This is a genomic window from Sphingomonas sp. Leaf30, from assembly GCF_001422525.1.
In the GTDB taxonomy this organism is placed as follows: domain Bacteria; phylum Pseudomonadota; class Alphaproteobacteria; order Sphingomonadales; family Sphingomonadaceae; genus Sphingomonas; species Sphingomonas aerolata.
In genome coordinates this window covers 1,397,733-1,416,047 of sequence record NZ_LMKZ01000001.1, presented here as the reverse complement: position 1 = coordinate 1,416,047, position 18,315 = coordinate 1,397,733, and the positions used below count along the sequence as shown (strand labels likewise).

Here is an 18,315-nt window from a genome sequence, read left to right as displayed (position 1 = left end):
GATTCGAACGCCCGACCCTCAGATTCGTAGTCTGATGCTCTATCCAGCTGAGCTATGGGTGCACTGGAGGGGCGCTGATAGCAGGCATTTTTCGCGGCGCAAGGGTGTTGCGCGATAAAGTTGTGTACGCCGCGCCGGCGGCATAGAGCGGCGGGCATGAAACAGCCTTCCCGCCCCGCGCTGATCGCCCTTCTTCTCGCACCCGCCCTGACGGTCGGCGCCTGCAGCAAGGATACCGCCAGCTATCCCTCGCTCGGGATCCGCCCGACCGAATCGATCGGCTTTGGCGAACCCGCGGGCAAGCCGGTGGTGGTCCAGCCCGACCCGACGCTCGACACCGACATTGCGGCGTTCCGGACGCAGCTCGACCGGATCAGGGCGGGCTTTGCGAAGGATGCGGCGAGCACCCAGACCGCCGCCCGCGCCGCACGCGGCGGTGCGGTCGGCAGCGAGCCGTGGCTGACGGCCCAGACCGCGCTGGCGGGTCTCGACGACTGGCGGGCGCAGACGTCGCTGCTGGTCACCGATATCGAGCGTCGCGCGACCGATCGCGCGGCGACGCTCGCGCCGGCCTATCCCCCGCTCGATGCGGTGCGCGACGCGGCGCAGGCCGAAGCCGAGAAGCAGGGAACAACCATCACGCAGATCCAGGCGAGCCTCCCGGCCGCCTGACGCCGCCCCCCGCAGCCTACCAGAGCCCCTTGAGCAGCGGCAGGATCGTCGAATAATCGTCCGTCCATGCGGCCATGCCGTCGCGTGCGACGATCGGCTCCCAGCCCGAATTGCGTTGCCGGAGCAGCGCGATCGCCCGCGGGTCCCGCGACAGCGCGATCCAGTCCGATGGCGAGGGATGATCGGCGTCGAGCGGCGAAGGACGGTAGAGCAGGTGGACGGCGTGCCACCCTGCCTCGCGCGCGGCGGCCGCGACCACGGGTTCGAGGTCGATATAGCGGTTCGAGATATGGACGAGCAGCAGCCCGTTGCGTGACACCACGCGGCCATAGGTCGCGAACGCCTCACGCGTCATCAGGTGCATCGGCACCGTATCCGACGAGAAAGCATCGAGCGCGAGCAGGTCGAGGCTTGCGGTCCGCTCGCCCGCCAGCGCGATCCGCGCGTCGCCGATCCGGATGACGGGATCGGGCAGGCAGCGCGACAGATAGCTGAACTGGCCGGTATCGCGTGCGATCCGGACGACCGCCGGGTCGATCTCGTAGAAACGCCACTGCTCGCCCGGGCGGGCGTAGCAAGACAAAGTACCCGTCCCCAGCCCGACGACACCGACGCGCGCTGCCGGGCCATAAAGCGGGCCGAGCGCCAGCATCGCCTGGCCCACGCCCGATCCGGCGACATAATAGGTGGTCGGCGTCCGCTCGCGCGCGGGCGAACCGCGCAGCTGGATGCCGTGGACGGTGGTGCCGTGATCGAGCTCGCGGACCCCCTCGCCGTCGCGGACGGTATAGACGCCGAAATAGCTGCGCTCGCGCGCACCCCGCTCCGCGCTGAGTTCCAGCGCGCGATAGCCCCCGAACATCACCAGCGTGCTGGCGAGCACGACGACATAGGGCAGCCGTGCGCCAAGCGTGGCGAGGCCGATCGCGGCGACGATCAGGAAGGCCGCGCCCTGATGCTGGTCGCCCAATATGCCGTCGGGATTGCTGATCCTGAGCCCGGCCGCCACCGCCATGACGAAAATGATGACCGCAAGCCCGAGATGGCGTCGTACCGCCGGTCCCGACCAGACCGCGCGAAACGTCGCCAGCAGGTACATCTGCGGCACGAGCACGCCCGCGGCCAGGATCAGCAGCGGATATTCATAGGTCCAGTCGAAGATCACGGGCGCGAGCAACGCCGCGAACACCCCGCCCAGCACGCCGCCGACCGACATTGCGAGATAGAAGCCCGTCAACCGGTCGGGGGCCGGACGGCGGCGATACATGGCGGTGTGTAGCGCGACCGAGACCATGAACAGCAAGGTCAGCGCGATCGTCGCGCTGAACACCGGCTTGTCGTTGAACCCGCCCATGATCACCCCGCCGAACAGCAGGATCGTCACCGGCGCGATCCGGGTCAGCAGGTCGGCGAGCGTGCGATCCTGCGCGAAGGCGATGGTGAAGCTGAGCAGATAGAGCCCGAGCGGCAGCACCCAGAGCAGCGGCATCGCGACGATATCGGTGGTGATATAGGTCGAGGTGGCGAGCATTAGCCCCGACGGCACCAGCGCGAGCGCGATCCAGTGGAGGATCCGCGCCGCGCCCGGCGCCGGGCTGGTCGCGGCGATATGCTCGGCCGACGCGGTGCGCGGCAGCCGCGTCGCGCAGAGCGCCACAAGCAGGACGAGCACCGCGTACCCTGCGGTCCACAACAGGCTCTGGCCGTGGATCGCCAGCAACGGCTCGACGACCAGCGGATAGGCGATCAGCCCCGCGAAGCTGCCGAGATTGGACGCGGCATAGAGCGCATAGGGATCCGCGCCGCCGCTCGACGCGCTGAACCAGCGCTGGATCAGCGGCGCCTGTGCCGAGACCGCGAAGAACAGCGGCCCGATCGACAGGCCGAGCAGCCAGGGCACCCACACCGCAGGCTGCGCATCGGCGGGCAGATCGAGCGCGAACAGCCCGATCGGCAGCCACAAAGCCGCGACCGCGAGCACGCCGAGATGGATGACCGCCTGCGCGCGCGGCTTCACCCGTCCGAGCCAGTGCGCATAGGCATAGCCGCCGAGCAGCAGCGCCTGATAGACGAGCATCGCCGAGTTCCACACGGCAGGCGCGCCGCCGAGCCGCGGCAACGCCATGCGCGCGACCATCGGCTGGACGAGGAACAGCAGGAACGACCCTGCCAGGATCGTCGCGACGAACAGGACGCGGCACCACCGTGCCATCGGGGAAGGATCAGACATTGGTGGGGCGATGGATCCGATAGAGGACGTGCCGGCGCAGCGGGTCGGTGGCGGTGAGATCGGGGTGGTCGAAATCGCCGTCCTCGACATGGGTCATGCCCAGCCGGTCCATCAGCGCGCGGCTGCGCATGTTGGCGGAGACCGTGATGGCCACGATATGCGCGACGGGCAGATGGGCCCAGCCCCAGGCGAGACTCGCCGCCGCGGCCTCGGACGCATAGCCCTGCCCCCAGGCATGACGCGCGAGACGCCAGCCGATCTCGATCGCGCCGTCGATCGGCGGCTTGCCCGGTACCAGACCGCAAAAGCCGAGAAACGCGGCATCCGCCTTGCGTTCGATCGCCCAGAAGCAATGCCCCGACGTGCGCTGCCGCTCGACCATCCGGCCGACCGCCGCCTGCGTCTCGGCGAGCGTCGCCGTCGGCCCGAGAAAGCGCATCACATCGGGGTCACGCCCCATCGCCGCAAAGGGCTCGATGTCCGCGTCCCGCCACGCGCGCAGGATGAGACGCTCGGTCTCGAGCCTGAACTCATCCATTCAGGAGCCGGGCCGCGTGTGCCGCATGATAGGTCAGCACGCCCGAACAGCCGGCGCGCTTGAACGCCATCAGCGTCTCGAGCACCAGCGCGTCACGGTCGCCCGCGCCCGCTGCGGCCGACGCCTCGATCATCGCATATTCGCCCGACACCTGATAGGCGAAGACCGGCACCTCGAACGCCTGGCGGACGCGGACGATGATGTCGAGATAGGGCAGGCCCGGCTTGACCATCACCGTATCGGCGCCCTCGGCGAGATCCATCGCGACCTCGCGCAGCGCCTCCTCGGCATTGGCGTTGTCCATCTGGTACGTCTTCTTGTCGCCCTTCAGCAGCCCGCGGCTGCCGACCGCATCGCGGAACGGGCCGTAAAAGGCGCTCGCATATTTGGCGGCATAGGACATGATCTGGACGTTGTGATGCGACTCCACCTCGAGCGCAGTGCGGATCATGCCGATCCGGCCGTCCATCATGTCGCTGGGCGCGATGATGTCCGCGCCCGCCGCCGCCTGGTTCAGCGCCTGCGCGACGAGCATCTCCGCGGTGGTGTCGTTGACGACATAGCCCGCCGCGTCGACCAGCCCGTCATGGCCGTGGCTGGTATAGGGGTCGAGCGCGACGTCGGTCAGCACGCCGACCTCGGGCACCGCATCCTTGAGCGCACGGATCGCCTGGCACATAAGATTGTCGGGGTTGAGCGCCTCGCGACCATCCTCGGTGCGACGCTCGGGCTGGGTGTAGGGAAACAGCGCGATGCACGGGATGCCGAGGTCACGCGCCTCGCGACCGCGCGCGACGATCTGGTCGACCGACCAGCGCGATACGCCGGGCAGGCTGGCGATCGGTTGCTCGACGCCCTCCCCCTCGACGACGAACAGCGGCCAGATCAGATCGGCCGGCGTGAGGACGGTCTCGGCATGGAGCCGGCGGCTCCAGTCGGACGAGCGGGTGCGGCGCAGGCGCAGCGCGGGATAGCTTGCGGACATGGCGCGGCTTTTGCGGGATGGACGCCGCGCAGGCAAGCGTTACGGTCGGCGCGAACGAAACCGATCGCTGCCGATTCGGCCTCGGGGACGCATTTCCCTTTCGCGCGTTGGGCCTCGCATGACCGCCACCACCACAGACACGACCCAGGCCCCTGATACCGGACTGGCGCGCGACCGGCCGATCCGCTCCGCCGCGCTCGTGGTGAACGCGAAATCGCGCAAAGGACAGGCGCTGTTCAAGCGCGCCTGTGCGGCGATGTCGGGGCTTCCCTATGAGGTCGACGCGCATGCGGTCGAGAACCCCGAGGATCTCGAGCCCACCGTCCGGCGCGCGCTTGCCGCCAAGCCCGATCTGCTGATCCTGGGCGGCGGCGACGGCACGATCAGCGGGCTCGTCGACCTGATGGTCGGGCACGACGTCATCCTCGGCGTGCTCCCGCTCGGCACCGCGAACAGCTTCGCGCGGACGCTGGGCATTCCGCTGACGATCGAGGGCGCGGTCGAGGTCATCCGGACCGGGGCGCCGCGGCGGATCGATCTCGGCATGATCGACGGCGATTATTTCGCCAATTGCGCGGCGATGGGGATCAGTCCGAAGATCGCCGAGACGGTGCCGCACGGCCTCAAGAAGGTACTCGGCCGGGTCGGTTATCTCGGCTGGGCGGCGTATCAGTTCATGCGCTTCCGTCCGTTCACGCTGATCGTCGGCGAGGGCCCGGACGCGGTGCGGATGCGCGTCGTCGAGGTGCGGATCTCGAACGGTCCCTATCATGGCGGGACCGAGCTGGTCGACGCGGCGGCGGTCGATTCGGGCGAGATCGTCGTGCAGGCGGTGATGGGCAAGATGAAGCGGCGACTGGTGCAAAACTGGGTCGCCAGCGTGTTTCGCCACGAATCGCGCCACGAGGAGGTCCGCGACTTCCGCGGCAAGAGCATGCGCGTCGACACGATCCCCAAGCTGCCGATCTCGATCGATGGCGAGGTGCTCGCCAAGACGCCGGTGACGGCCAGGATCGCCGCCGGGATCATTCAGGTGATGGCCCCGGTGACGCCGCCCCAGGCCTAGGACGGCGCTCAGCCGACCGGCATGGACCGGCTGGCGGGCTCGCAATCCGCCTTGGCTGCCTCGCCTGCGTCGTGTGCGGCGGGCTCGGTAACGATCCGGCCCTTACGCCAGCCGCCATGCAGGTAATAGCCGATCGTCAGCAGCATCGAGGCGAGCGAGCCCGCGGGAAAGCTCCACCAGATCGCATCAGCGCCGATCATCGGCTCTAGCACATAGGCGAGCCCGAACCGTACCGGCCCCATCGCGACCGCGAGGATCAGCAACGGGCCGACCACCGCGCCGTTCGCGCGTACCGTCGCCGACAGCACCATCGACACGCCGAACAGGATGAAGCTCCACCCCGCGATCAGGTTGATCCGCGTGGCGATGCCGATCGCGCCCTCATCCTGCCCGAGGAACAGCCACAGCACGTGCCGGTCGAGCAGCGTCAGCAGCGCGACGAGCCCGCCGGTCAGCGCGAGATTCATCATCAGCCCCGCGCGCGTGATCCGGTCGACCCGGTCCCAGCGCCCCGCACCGATATTCTGCGCCGCCATCGCGCTGACCGCCGCACCGACCGCCATCGCGGGCATCTGCACATAGGTCCAGAGCTGGTTGGCGGCGCCATAGGCGGCGGTCGTGGTGGTGCCGTGCCGGTTGACCAGCCCGATCATCGCCAGCGCCGAGGTCGAGACGACGAGCATCTGCAACCCCATCGGGACACCCTTCACGACGATCGTCTTCAACAGCGCACGATCGGGCAGGATGTAGCGCAGCTCCGCACCGCGCAGCCGGATCGGCAGGTCCTTCGCGTAGATGTAGGCGAGCAGTGCAACGAACGAGACGGTGTTGGCGATCAGTGTCGCGAGTGCGGATCCCTCGATCCCCAGCGCGGGGATCGGCCCCCAGCCGCGGATCAGCAGCGGGTTGAGCGCGACGTCGACGACCGAGCCGAGCGCCATGAACTTGAGCGGGGTCAGCGAATCGCCGGTGCCGCGCAGCGCCATCGTCAGCAGCACCGACAGGAACCCCGCGGGCATCGCGACGAAGATCACGCGCAGATAGGCGAGCGCAAGCGGATAGACCTCGGCAGGCGTCGCCAGCACGCGCAGGATCGCCGGCGCGGCCAGCCAGCCGATCGCCACCGTCAGCACCGAGATGATCGTGAACAGCCCGAACGACGTGCCGAGAACGCGGCGCACCGCATCGATGTCGCGCCGCCCCATGTTCTGCCCGATCAGGATCGTCGACGCCATGCCGAAGCCGAACACCGCGGCGACCAGCAGGAACATGATGATGTTCGCGTTGGTCGTCGCCGCCAGCGCGCGCTCGCCGAGAAACTGGCCGATCCACACCGCGTTGATCGAACCGTTGAGCGATTGCAGGACCGACGATCCGAGCGTCGGCAGCGCGAACGCCAGCAACGTCTTGCCGATCGGCCCCGTGGTCAGGTCGCGCTGGCCGGTCCTTGGTGCAGCCGTGTCCGTCGCATCAGGCATCGCAGTCGGGTCCCCTCCCCTTTGCAGGCGAGGTCAGGACCATCCCCGACCCCGCATGCTCGCAGCACGCGTACGCACACCCCGGCCCCGTCCCGCACATCGGACGGGGTCAGGTCAGCCCAGCCGTCCCAGTGCCGCCTGCAGCCGCGCGGCTTCGGCGGCCTTGTCGGCATGGTCCGCCTTGGCCTTCTCGACCGCTTCGGGCTTGGCGCGCTCGACGAAGCTTGCATTGCCGAGCCTCCCTGCGAGCGCGTCGCGCTCCTTCTCCGCCGCCGCGATCGCCTTGGTCAGGCGGGTACGTTCGGCGTCGAGATCAATCACGCCCTCGAGCGGCAGGACGAAGGTCGCCTCGTCGACCACGACCTGCGCCGCGCCGCCGGTGGCTTCGCCCTCGGCATGCGTGACGCGCGCGAGGCGTGCGAGCGCGGGGGCCTGGCGTTCGAGCCGTGCGAGCGTCGCCGCATTCGCATCGCGAACGTGCAGCGGCAGCCGCGCACCCGGCGGCACGTTCAGCTCGTTGCGCGCGGTGCGGATCTCGCCGACGAGTCGGATCAGCCAGTCGACCTCCCTGCTCGCCTCGGGATCGAGCGAGCGCGCATCCGCCATCGGCCACTGCGCGACGATCAGGTCGTGATCGCGCGGGCCCATCGCGTGCCACAGTTCCTCGGTGATGAACGGCATGAACGGATGCAGCAGCACCAGAATCTGGTCGAGCACCCAGCCCGCGACCGCCTTCGATTCGTCGTCGATCTGACCGCGGACGTCATCGACCATCTGCGGCTTGATGAGTTCGAGATACCAGTCGCAGAACCGGCTCCACGCGAACTGGTAGATCGCGTTGGCGGCGCCGTCGAAGCGGTAGTCGGCGAGCGCGAGGTCGACCTGCTGCACGGTCGCGATCGTCTCGGCGATGATCCACTTGTTGACCGCGAGCTCCGCGCGCGGGGCCTCCAGCGTGGTGCTCGCGACGATGCCGTTGGCCTGCGCGAACCGGGCGGCGTTCCACAGCTTGGTCGCGAAGTTGCGATAGCCCTCGACCCGCTTCTCATCCATCTTGATGTCGCGGCCCTGGCTTTCCATCGCCGCCATGAAGAAGCGCAGCGCGTCGGCGCCATACTGGTCGATCAGCCCGAGCGGGTTGACGACGTTGCCCTTGGACTTCGACATCTTCGCGCCGTCCGCCGCGCGGACGAGACCGTGCAGGTAGAGCGTGCGGAACGGCACATCCTTCATGAAGTGCAGCCCCTGCATCATCATCCGCGCGTTCCAGAAGAACAGGATGTCGAAGCCGGAGATGAGCACGTCGTTGGGATAGCGGCCGCCGAGTTGCGATCCGGGACGCCCCCGGGTTTGGGATTGAGAATGCCCCCCATTTCCGTTCGTGCTGAGCGAAGTCGAAGCACCGGTCGCAGAGGTGTCGCCCGTGGCCTGCCCTTCGACTTCGCTCAGGGCGAACGGGGGTTGGGACCCGTCCCAGCCTAGCGTTGCGAACGGCCAGAGTGCGGAGGAGAACCACGTGTCGAGGACGTCGGGATCACGCGTCAACGCGACGCCCGCGCCAGCGAGCGCCTGCGCTTCGGCCTCGGTTTCAGCCACGTACGGCGTACCGTCGGGCCCGAACCATGCCGGGATCTGATGCCCCCACCAGAGCTGGCGCGACACGCACCAAGGCTGGATGTTCTCCATCCAGTTGAAGAACGTCTTCTCCCAGGTCTTGGGCACGATATCGATCGCGCCGACGCGCACCGCCTCAATCGCGGGCTGTGCGAGCGTCTTGGCGTCGACATACCATTGGTCGGTCAGCCACGGCTCGATCACCACGCCCGAGCGATCGCCGTACGGCGTCTGGATCGTGCGCGGCTCGGCGTCGTGCTCGGCGCCGTCCTTGTCGACATGCGCGATCAGGAAGCCCTCGGCCTTCAGCTGCGCGACGACGGCTTTCCGCGCCTCCGCGGTCGTCAGCCCGAGCAGCTCGGCGGGAATCAGCCCGTCGGACACCTGCACGACGCGCGCCTTGGCATCGAGCATGTTGAGCATCGCGCCCGCAGCCATGCCGGCGCGCTTGCCGACCTCGAAATCGTTAAAGTCATGCCCCGGCGTGATCTTCACCGCGCCCGATCCAAGCTCGGGATCCGCATGGTCGTCGGCGATGATCGGGATCAGCCGCCCGGTGATCGGCAGCTTCACCTGCTTGCCGATCAGCGCGGTGTAGCGCGCGTCCGCGCCGTTCACCGCGACCGCCATGTCGGCGAGCATCGTCTCGGGCCGCGTCGTCGCGACCTCGATGTACCCCGATCCGTCGGCGAGCGGATAGCGCAGGTGCCAGAAGCTGCCCTTGATCTCGCGCGTTTCGACCTCAAGGTCGCTGATCGCGGTGCCGAGGCCTGGATCCCAGTTCACGAGGCGCTTGTCGCGGTAGAGCAGCCCCTGCTTGTGCAGGTCGACGAACACTTTCAGGACGGCCTTCGAAAAGCCCTCGTCCATCGTGAAGCGTTCGTTCGCCCAGTCCATCGAGCAGCCCAAGCGGCGGAGCTGCTGCGTGATCTCGCCGCCGCTCTCTTCCTTCCACGCCCAGACCTTGGCGATGAAGTCCTCACGCGAGAGGTCGGTGCGCTTCTGCGGCGGGGTCATCGCGCCCATCTGGCGCTCGACCACCATCTGCGTCGCGATACCCGCGTGATCGGTGCCGACCACCCAGAGCGCGTCCTTGCCCTTGAGGCGGGCGTGCCGCGTCAGGATGTCCTGCAGCGTGTTGTCGAGCGCATGGCCGATATGCAGGCTGCCAGTGACGTTGGGCGGCGGGTTGACGATCGTCCAGGGTTCCGCGTTTGGGCGGTCGGGGCGGAACTGGCCGCTGGCCTCCCAATGCGCATACCAGCGCGATTCGATGGAGGCGGGGTCGAAGGTTTTGGGAAGCTCGCTCATACCCCGTGCCTTAGCGAGCGTGTCCGGGCTAGACCAGCCTCACGTCCGCGCCCCCGGCTTGTCGAGCACCGCCCGGATGCGGTCGTTCAACTCATTCCGCCGATAGGGTTTGCGGATCAGTTCGAACGACCGGCTGCCCTCGTCGATCGCCTCATCGGCAAAGCCCGTCGTCAGCAACACCGCGGTATGCGGATAGTCGCGCCGCACCGACTGGGCCAGGGTGACGCCGTTCATGCCGCCGGGCATCAGGATATCGGTGAACAGCAGGGGGAATTCGGAATCCTGACGGAGCGTGTCCAGCGCGGCGCGCGCGCTGTTGACCAGGACGACGTCATAGCCGAGATCCTCGAGGATCGTCCGCCCCAGCTCGCCCACTTCGCGCTGATCCTCGACCATCAGCACGCGCTCGGCGCCGCCCGCATGCGGTGCGATCGGCCCCGCGGTCTTGCGCTCGACCGCGCCGCTCGCGCGCGGGAAATAGAGCGAGAATTCGGCACCGCCCCCGCTGAGGTTGCGCACCGTGGCGAGGCCGCCCGACTGGCGCACGAAGCCGTAGACCATTGCGAGGCCGAGCCCGGCGCCCTTGCCCATCTCCTTCGTCGTGAAGAAGGGTTCGAAGATCTTGTCGACGGTCCCGGGATCAATCCCCGGCCCGTTGTCGCGAATGCTCAGCACGACATATTCCCCGGGCTCCAGCCTCGCGACACCGCCATCTTCGGGAAGGACGGCGTTGCGCGTCGTGATCGTGATCTCCCCCGTGCCGTCGAGCGCGTCGCGGGCATTGGCGATGATGTTGAGCAGCGCCATCTCGGCCTGCACCGGATCGACGCGGCAATTCCACAGATCGGTCGCCAGGTCGCGCTTCAGCGTGATCCCACTGCCGATGCTGCGGTCGAGAATTGGCCGGAAATCGCCCAGCAGCTGGTTGAGGTTCATCAACCGGTCGCGCAATTCCTGTTTGCGCGCAAAGGCGAGCAGTTGCTGGGTGAGCGTCGCCGCGCGCGAGGCCGAGGTCGAAATCGCATCGACCGCACGCCGGGCGGATCGATCGCTCGCATCGATCCGCGCGTCGAGGATGTCGGCATAGCCCTGGATGACCTGCAGCAGATTGTTGAAGTCGTGCGCGATTCCCCCGGTCAGCTTGCCGACCGCCTCCATCCGCTGCGCCTCGTGAAGCGCCTCTTCTGCCTCGCGGCGCCGCGAGATGTCCAGCTGGCTCGCGAAGAAATAGCGCAGTTCGCCGTCATCGCCGAAGACGGGCGAGACGTAGAGCGCATTCCAGAAGGTCGAGCCGTTCTTGCGATAGTTGAGCATCTCGACCGAGACTTCTTCACGCTTGGCGATCGCGGCGCGCAATTCGCCGACGACCGTGCGGTCGGTCTCGGGGCCCTGCAGGAAGCGGCAATTATAGCCCAGGATCTCGTCCTGCGAATAGCCGGTCATGAACGAGAAGGCGTCGTTGCAGAAGATGATCGGGTTGTCGGGACGATGCGGGTCGGTCACCACCATTGGCATCCGCGTGGTCCGCACCGCCGCGAAGAAGATGTCGCTGCTGGCATCGGCCGGCGCGATATCGCCCCGGACGCCTTGAGCGGCGAGACGGGCGGGGATTTCAGGCGCGGACACACTGTGATCGGACATTCGCCAACAACCATAGCGGAACCGTCACGGTTCCGCTCGTCGTGACATTACAGTAGTTTGAACCGGGACCCGGTGAGCATCGTCCGATCGTCGCCGGCCGACCAGGTCCCGATACAGGCCGCAGCGCGAAACGCTGCGGCCGGCCCGGTCAGGGCTGCTGGTTCATGATCTTGGCGATCTCGCGCGCAACCATGTCCTCGACCATGTCGGGCAGGTTCGCGTCGATCCATTCGCGCAGCATCGGGCGCAGCATCTCGCGGACCAGACCCTCGAGCGTGCCGTCGCTGCTTCCTTCGGGCTTGACCATCATCCGCGTAAGCGCCTCGAGCGGCGCACGCGTCGCCGCCGCGGTTTCGCGCGACATGATCGGCTGGGCCGGCTCCTCTGCAGGCTGCGGGGCATGCTGCTGGGGCGCATGAGAGGCTGTGGGCGCGACATGGGGTGCGACATGAGGCTGGGGCTGGCTCCGCGGCGGCGCCTGGCGTGGTTCCGGCGCAGCGTCGACCGAGGTCAGCACCGGCGATTTCGGCGGGCGGGGGGTGCGGTCAACCATCGGCATCGGGTCGCTCAGTTCGAGGATTTCATCGTCGTCGATCGCGTCGTCGTCGTAATCGGCCGCGTAATCGGTGGCCGCCGATGCGGGCATCGCCCGCTGGTGGCGCCGCTGGCGGCTCGGCATGCCGTCGCCTTCTTCGGCAATGATGCGTTTGATCGACGAGAGGATTTCCTCCATCGACGGCTCCGCGCTGATATCCCCCATACGGACCATTCCAAACCCCGTCGCCCCACGCGCCCCTATTGGCGGCTCGGCGCATCCTTACCTGTCGTCAATGCCGGGTTCCTGTCAACCGGGCTGTCGAGCAACGGGTCAAGTTCACGACGTACGGCCGCGTCCTGCGTGGGCGACTGGACGGTACGCGTCGCGACCGGCACCGGCTCGCCATCACCGCCCCAGTCCCAGATCTTCTTGTGGACACGGTCGTAATTGGCGACCGGATCGTACAGCACGCCGCCGTCGAGCCCGAGGTCGCGCGCTTCCGCCTGCCCCATTGCCGCCAGCAGCGCGAAGCCCGCGACATAGGCGTCGCGACGCGCCGTCACGAGCGTGACCTGGCTGTTGAGCAGCTCCTGCTCGGCGTTGAGGATGTCGAGGATCGTGCGTGTCCCGACGCTGTTCTCCGCCCGGACACCCTCGAGGCTCAGCTTGTTCGCGTTGACCGCGGTCTCGGACGACTGGATCACCTGTTCCGACGAACGCCAGACGGCATAGGCCGAGCGCGCCTGCGCAATCACATTGCGCTCGGCTGCGGTCACATTCTCGATCGCGCGGCTTTGAAACGCTTCGGCCTGGCGGACCTGCGCGGCGGGACGACCGCCCTGGAACAGCGGCATCGTCAGCGACAGGCCCGCCTGCACCGCCTTGTTCGCATTGGGAAAGGTGTTGATGCTGCCGTCGGTCGTCGATGCCGATCCGAGATAGTTGGTGTAGCTGGCGCCGCCGGTCGCACTGATCTGCGGCAGGCGGCTCGCCCGCGCGACACCGACATCGTACCGTGTCGCGTCGCGTTCCTTCGCCGCCGCGATCAGCACGGGATTATTGTCGATCGCCACCGTCACCGCCAGGGCGGGGCTGTCGGGCAGATGCGGCAGCGTCGGCGGCGTTTCGAGCGTGCCGGCGGGCGTGCCGACAAAGCGGATATAGTTTTCCCGGCTGGTGATAAGCTGTGCCTCGGCCGACTGGAGCTGCGCCCGCGCGAGCGCGAGCCGCGCCTCGGACTGGGCGACGTCGGTGCGGGTCAGGTCGCCGACCTGGAACCGGTCGCGGCTGGCCTGGAGATTGATGTCGAGCACGCGAACATTCTGCGTGTTCAGGCCGACGATCGCCTCGTCGCGGATCACGTCCATATAGGCGCCGACGACGTTGGTGAACAGATCGGCCTCGGTACCGCGCAGCGTCGCGCGGCCCGCCTCGACCCGCGTCTTGGCCGCGGCGACCGAGTTGCGCACCTGCCCGCCCTGATAGAGCGGCACGGAGACGTTCGCGCGTGCCACGACCTGACGCGGCAAGGCGATGAAGCTGTTCGCCGCGGTCACGACGAATTCGGTGTAATCGCCGGTGGCATTCGCCGAGGGCAACCCTGAGGCACGCGCGATCGGGACATTCTCGTCGGTCGCACGCAGCGTCGCGCGCTGCGCCGTGATCGTCGGGTTGGTCGTATAGGCCTTGACCAGCGCCTCGCGGAGCGTCTCCGCATGGACCGGTGCAGCGCTGTATAGCAGCGCAACACCTGAGAGCAGACGGCGGACTTGAGCGGCGCGCGGCATGATGTGCCTCAGAACTTGAAGGGTTTGGGTGTTTCGAAACCCGGCAGCGTCACGCACTCGACATCGACGAACGCCGCCAGTGCAAAGCCGCCATCGGTCTTTCGTCCCGATGCGAGCCGGGTCACGCCGCGATCCGCGATCCCGGCGACGATGCGGCCGCCCGACCGGATCTGCGCCACCAGCGTGTCGGGGATCACCTCGACCGCGCCGTCGATGACGAGCACGTCATAGGGCGCGCCCGCGGCATGGCCCTGTGCCATCGGCCCCTCGACCAGTTCGACCGTCGGCGTGGCGCCCAGCGCATCGCGCGCGGTGCCAAGCAAGGACGCATCGCTATCGACCGCGACCACCGTACCGACGATCTCGGCGAGAACCGCGGCAGTGTAGCCCGTCGCAGCGCCGATCAGCAGGACCCGGTCGGTGGCGGTCAGATAGGCCTCGGTGAGCAACCGGCCGGTCGCCATCGGCAGGTTGGCATAGCGACCGCCGCCGAGCGGGATCGGTGCGTCGCGATAGGCGATCGACCGGACATCGTCAGGCACGAACGCCTCGCGCGGCACCCGCGCCATCGCCGCGACGACGCGCTGGTCACTGACCGCGTTGGTGCGCAGCTGGCTGGCCACCATGGCGTGACGCATGACCGCGAAATCGGGACCGCCGTCGGACGTGCCGACAGCCGCACGCGTGCGGGTAGTGGAGTTCGTATCGAGGCTGATCGTCGTCATGGTCCATCCTGTCGCACAGCTGTTTTAGTTGCGCAATACACTTGTTCGCTTGCGTCAATCTCTACCGTGCCGCCAGCGTCGCGCCAAGCGACCTGTCGCGAATCGCGCGAGACAGCCCGGCTCGGAACGGCACAGAGGTCGGAATGGCACAGGGGCCGGATGCCGGGACTAGGGCGCCCCGCCCGCCCGTGTGACACCGAAATGCCGCGGGCGGGACGCCGAGGGCGCACGCAGAATGCGGCAACACCTCGCTCAGGCGCCTAGCACGGGCGCGCCCTGATCGGGCATGGGAATTTCCGCCGGGTCGATGACGGGCGTGGGCGTGGAATCGGGGGCGGTATCGATCTTCGGCGCCCGGCGGGCGGGCACCACGCTGATGATCCGCTCGCTGGTTTCGGCGGGAACCTGCAGCGCCTGGGTCGGCGCGCCGAGCACCGCGGCGCGCGCGCGGACGCTCGCGTCGAGAAACGGCGTGCTCATCGCCATGAACCGCCGCGGCGTCATCCCGAGAAACGTGCCGGCGTCGCGCAGGAAATGCGACACGTCGAAATAGCTCGGGTCGATCGCCGAATAATCGGTGCCGCCGGGCGTCCGGAACACGCGCAGGAACGAGCGCAGGAACCGTGCGCGCCGCAGCAGCATCTTGGGGGTGAAGCCGAAATGCCGCACCGCCAGTCGCCGCAGCGTGTCGGGGCTGATCGCCAGCTTGGCCGCGACCGCAGCGACGTCATCGCCGCCGTCCTGCCCGATCAGCCGGGTAAGCTGACGGATCGTCGCGGATTCGCGATGCGGCGGCCCGAGCAGATCACACAGGATGGCATCGAGGATCGGCGCGACCTGGTCGTCGCGTTCGGCCGCCCGCAGTGCCGTCGTCAGACGCTGGGTCGCGACCGGCCCGAGCGCGTCGGCAAGCGGCACGATCCGGTCACGATACTCCGCCGCCGACCGGTTGAACAGCCGGCTCCAGGCCAGCGCGCTGACCCCGAACCCGATCATGATGCCGCCATTGGTCGTCGCCTTCAGCGCGGTCCCCGTCGGGCCGTACAGCGTCGCCGCCGGAAGGGGCCCGAACGTCCGCCGGCCGATCGCCACGCTGATCGGTCCCGCCTCGAACGCGAACCGGACATTGGCCGTCCCCGGCAGGAAGCGGTTGACCTGGCCGATGCTGGCCGGACCGGTCGCGCGATAGACATGGTAGCCGGTGATGAGGTCGGTGAGCGCGTCGCAGGGCTGATCATATCGGATCGCCATCCCCGCGGGCATCGCGAAGACATCGGGCGCCAGCCCTGCGCGGTTCGTTCCCCCGGACACCTGCATCACGTCCAAAAGAAACTCCATATGAAGCCAGAATTGGACCGTATCGTGCCCAATCCATCGCCGGCGTGCAAGCCGTCCCCCACCCGGCGGCGCACCGCCGTGGCACACCCCACGACTATTTTAGCCCACAAACGCGATCGCCCGGTTGACCCGCCGCACAAAAGCCCGCATTTGCGCGCTCCGCATCGAGGCCCGATGGCGGAGTGGTGACGTAGAGGACTGCAAATCCTCGCACCCGGGTTCGATTCCCGGTCGGGCCTCCAGTTTCAAATCCTATCGTTGCTACATGACGCGACGCACTGCGGCGATCGCGCTCGGTGGCATGATGCGCGCGGATCTCGACGGCGCTTTGCCAGGCATGAGAGCAGTCCAGGGACAGGTCCCCGCGATGACGCGGCCCTCGCGGCGTCAGACCGCGGCCCCTGATCGACGCCAGGCATCCCGACATTCGATGATAGGGAGGCGGATCCGAAGCGCGACCGATTCGCTTTCACCCTTATTCGCCAGGTACATGTCATGACCTGACCATCGATCGCCGCCGGCCTTGTCGGCCTTGCCATCGCCGCCGCCGGGCTGGGCTGTCCGGCCTCGGCCGTGCCCTCCCCGCAGCGCATGCAGCCGCCCCCCGCACCTCAAAAGGCAAACGCGCCCGTCAGGTCCAGCGCGAGCGCCAAAGTCCGTATCAGGGGCCCCGTCTTCGGCGTGAACATTGCCGGGTGCAGCTTTGTCGCCGACGGTACGCTCTGCCCGACGCCGGCGTCGGTCCGCGCCTATCTCGACAAGGGGTTCACGATGGTCCGCCTGCCGTTCAAGGGACCGCAGATGGCGGACCCGGCGATCCGCAGGAAATTGGTGGCAGCGACGCGCGCCGCGCTCGACCGCGGCGCCTATGTCGTGCTCGATCGTAACGACTATAGCTGGCCATCGGTATCCGAACAGGTGGCGTTCTGGACGTCGCTGATGGCGAGCATGCCGCGGTCCGACCGGATCATCATCGACCCGATGAACGAGCCGAAGCATTTCGACGACCCGGTGCTGACCAACGACTGGGATCAATGGGCGCGCGATACCAACCAGATCATCGCGGGCCTGCGCGCCGCGGGGATCCGCAATGTCATCGCGCCGGAATATCCCGGGTCCTCCGCCACGTTCCGGCTGCGCAAGCGCGAGGACGCCGCCAAGCCGTCCGAAAGCGCGCTGGTAGCGCTCGACCGCGTGGGTGGGCTGAAGGACCGGCTCGGCCTCACCATCGTCAACGGGCACCGCTACTTCGACAAGGGTTCAAGCGGGACGCAGCCGAACTGCACGGCAGCACCGGGCTATGACAATTTCGCGTCCGAGCTGCGAGCGCGCGGGTTGAAGGGGATCATCACCGAATCGGCGTTCGGACGCGCCGGGGCGATACCGCCGAGCTGCGAGGCGGCAGGCGCAGCGGCGATCGCCTATCTCAAGACCAATGCCGATACGGTCGTCGGCTTGACCTGGTGGGGCGGTGGCGCGGCCTGGAACGAGCGGTATCTGTTCAAGATCGAGCCGAAAAAGGGCAGTTTCGGCCCCAAGCACAAGGACGCCTATCTCGACCGCCTGCTAGGCCGCTAAACAGATCCGCTATTCGCCGACGTCGACGCGCAGGACGCGGACCCTAGCGGCGGCGGACGCCCCCTGCCGATGCGCGTCTACATACGCTGGATCAGGTGCAGGACGACACGCCAGAACGGATAGGACGCGCATTGCGGCCAGGTGTGCGGGCACAGGCCTTCGACGTACCAGCGCACGGCGAGGATCGCCAGCGTCGTCGCGATCGCGGTGGCGAGCGCGGTCAGCCAACGTGCCTTCAGACCGATCCGCGGTTTGACACCCCATTCGAGCAGCGCCGCCAACAGCCAGAACGCCGCGATCTGCCAGCGGGAATAGGTGTCGAGCAGCATGAACCGCGAAAGGACGGCCAGGGCCACCAGTCCGGCCGCCAGCAGGATGTTCAGAAGGAACGTACGCATCGCGGTCTCGATCTGGAGGGGGCCTTGGCCGGGACGGGCATGGGAGACAACGCACCGCCTCCCTGACCGTCGCCCGTGACTACTGCTCTGAGCACATGAATGCGCTGTCCACAGCAGCGGATCATCGGACGATAGCTATAGAGAAGTGCGCGGCCCCGGCGCGGGGGCCAGGGGTCTCTGTGACCCACATGGCGCAAGGTAAATGGCGGAGAGGGTGGGATTCGAACCCACGGTACCCTCGCGGGTACGCCGCATTTCGAGTGCGGTACGTTCGACCACTCTGCCACCTCTCCGCAAGGTCATCCGAAGTGCTGCGAGCAGCGCCTCCGATCGGTCGAGGGCGGGCCTCTAAATCAGACCTTGCCGCAGTGCAAGAGGGTTTTTGCAATCACGAGCGGCCCGGCTTGTGCGTCGCG

At 67.8% G+C, this 18,315-nt stretch carries 14 protein-coding genes and 2 tRNA genes; 4 read left to right on the top strand and 12 right to left on the bottom strand.

Going from position 1 to position 18,315, the window contains the following annotated elements:
* Positions 1-156: 156 nt before the first annotated feature.
* Positions 157-672 carry a hypothetical protein gene (locus ASE89_RS06630; RefSeq protein WP_056674959.1) on the top strand — a complete coding sequence of 172 codons (516 nt, stop codon included), beginning with the start codon at positions 157-159 and terminating at the stop codon, positions 670-672.
* A gap of 16 nt (positions 673-688) precedes the next feature.
* Here ASE89_RS06630 and ASE89_RS06625 read toward each other — a convergent pair whose 3' ends face one another.
* The 3 genes from ASE89_RS06625 to hemB are packed head-to-tail and all read right to left on the bottom strand — an operon-like array spanning position 689 to position 4,425.
* A complete protein-coding gene (locus ASE89_RS06625; RefSeq protein WP_056674957.1) occupies positions 689-2,902 on the bottom strand; it encodes a hypothetical protein in 2,214 nt (737 codons plus the stop codon).
* Positions 2,895-3,440 carry a GNAT family N-acetyltransferase gene (locus tag ASE89_RS06620; RefSeq protein ID WP_056674955.1) on the bottom strand — a complete coding sequence of 182 codons (546 nt, stop codon included), beginning with the start codon at positions 3,438-3,440 and terminating at the stop codon, positions 2,895-2,897. The genes ASE89_RS06625 and ASE89_RS06620 overlap by 8 nt, the downstream gene beginning before the upstream one ends.
* Positions 3,433-4,425: a porphobilinogen synthase gene (gene hemB, locus ASE89_RS06615; protein ID WP_056674953.1), complete on the bottom strand. Its 993-nt coding sequence runs from the start codon at positions 4,423-4,425 to the stop codon at positions 3,433-3,435. The genes ASE89_RS06620 and hemB overlap by 8 nt, the downstream gene beginning before the upstream one ends.
* Positions 4,426-4,543: 118 nt before the next feature.
* Here hemB and ASE89_RS06610 point away from each other — a divergent pair, with 118 nt between their 5' ends.
* Complete coding sequence (locus ASE89_RS06610; protein WP_082451254.1) at positions 4,544-5,491, top strand: diacylglycerol/lipid kinase family protein; 948 nt, start codon at positions 4,544-4,546, stop codon at positions 5,489-5,491.
* An 8-nt stretch (positions 5,492-5,499) separates the two neighbouring features.
* On the opposite strand, the gene ASE89_RS06605 is transcribed toward ASE89_RS06610, so the two are convergent.
* From ASE89_RS06605 to ASE89_RS06575, 7 genes are all read right to left on the bottom strand, one after another.
* On the bottom strand, positions 5,500-6,969 hold the full coding sequence (locus ASE89_RS06605; RefSeq protein ID WP_056674951.1) for an MATE family efflux transporter: 1,470 nt from the start codon (positions 6,967-6,969) through the stop codon (positions 5,500-5,502).
* A gap of 114 nt (positions 6,970-7,083) precedes the next feature.
* Positions 7,084-9,894, bottom strand: coding sequence for a valine--tRNA ligase (locus tag ASE89_RS06600; RefSeq protein WP_056674950.1), 2,811 nt, complete (start codon positions 9,892-9,894; stop codon positions 7,084-7,086).
* Positions 9,895-9,933: 39 nt separating this feature from the next.
* The gene (locus tag ASE89_RS06595) at positions 9,934-11,535 is read right to left on the bottom strand and encodes a histidine kinase famiy protein (RefSeq protein ID WP_056674948.1); all 1,602 of its coding nucleotides are present in this window, start codon (positions 11,533-11,535) and stop codon (positions 9,934-9,936) included.
* 148 nt (positions 11,536-11,683) lie between these two features.
* Entirely contained in the window at positions 11,684-12,295 is a 612-nt protein-coding gene (locus tag ASE89_RS06590) for a DUF2497 domain-containing protein (protein ID WP_236559263.1), read from the bottom strand.
* 35 nt (positions 12,296-12,330) lie between these two features.
* Positions 12,331-13,860: a TolC family outer membrane protein gene (locus ASE89_RS06585; RefSeq protein WP_056674946.1), complete on the bottom strand. Its 1,530-nt coding sequence runs from the start codon at positions 13,858-13,860 to the stop codon at positions 12,331-12,333.
* 8 nt (positions 13,861-13,868) lie between these two features.
* On the bottom strand, positions 13,869-14,498 hold the full coding sequence (locus ASE89_RS06580) for a protein-L-isoaspartate O-methyltransferase family protein (RefSeq protein ID WP_056675471.1): 630 nt from the start codon (positions 14,496-14,498) through the stop codon (positions 13,869-13,871).
* Positions 14,499-14,837: 339 nt separating this feature from the next.
* Complete coding sequence (locus ASE89_RS06575; protein WP_056674944.1) at positions 14,838-15,923, bottom strand: helix-turn-helix domain-containing protein; 1,086 nt, start codon at positions 15,921-15,923, stop codon at positions 14,838-14,840.
* A gap of 168 nt (positions 15,924-16,091) precedes the next feature.
* Here ASE89_RS06575 and ASE89_RS06570 point away from each other — a divergent pair.
* Together ASE89_RS06570 and ASE89_RS06565 are read left to right on the top strand one after the other, a co-directional pair.
* Positions 16,092-16,165 (top strand) — tRNA-Cys (locus ASE89_RS06570).
* A gap of 439 nt (positions 16,166-16,604) precedes the next feature.
* The gene (locus tag ASE89_RS06565; RefSeq protein ID WP_056674943.1) at positions 16,605-17,501 is read left to right on the top strand and encodes a cellulase family glycosylhydrolase; all 897 of its coding nucleotides are present in this window, start codon (positions 16,605-16,607) and stop codon (positions 17,499-17,501) included.
* Between the two features lie 77 nt (positions 17,502-17,578).
* Here ASE89_RS06565 and ASE89_RS06560 read toward each other — a convergent pair whose 3' ends face one another.
* A complete protein-coding gene (locus ASE89_RS06560; protein ID WP_056674941.1) occupies positions 17,579-17,899 on the bottom strand; it encodes a hypothetical protein in 321 nt (106 codons plus the stop codon).
* Between the two features lie 203 nt (positions 17,900-18,102).
* Positions 18,103-18,192, bottom strand: a tRNA-Ser gene (locus ASE89_RS06555).
* Positions 18,193-18,315: the final 123 nt, after the last annotated feature.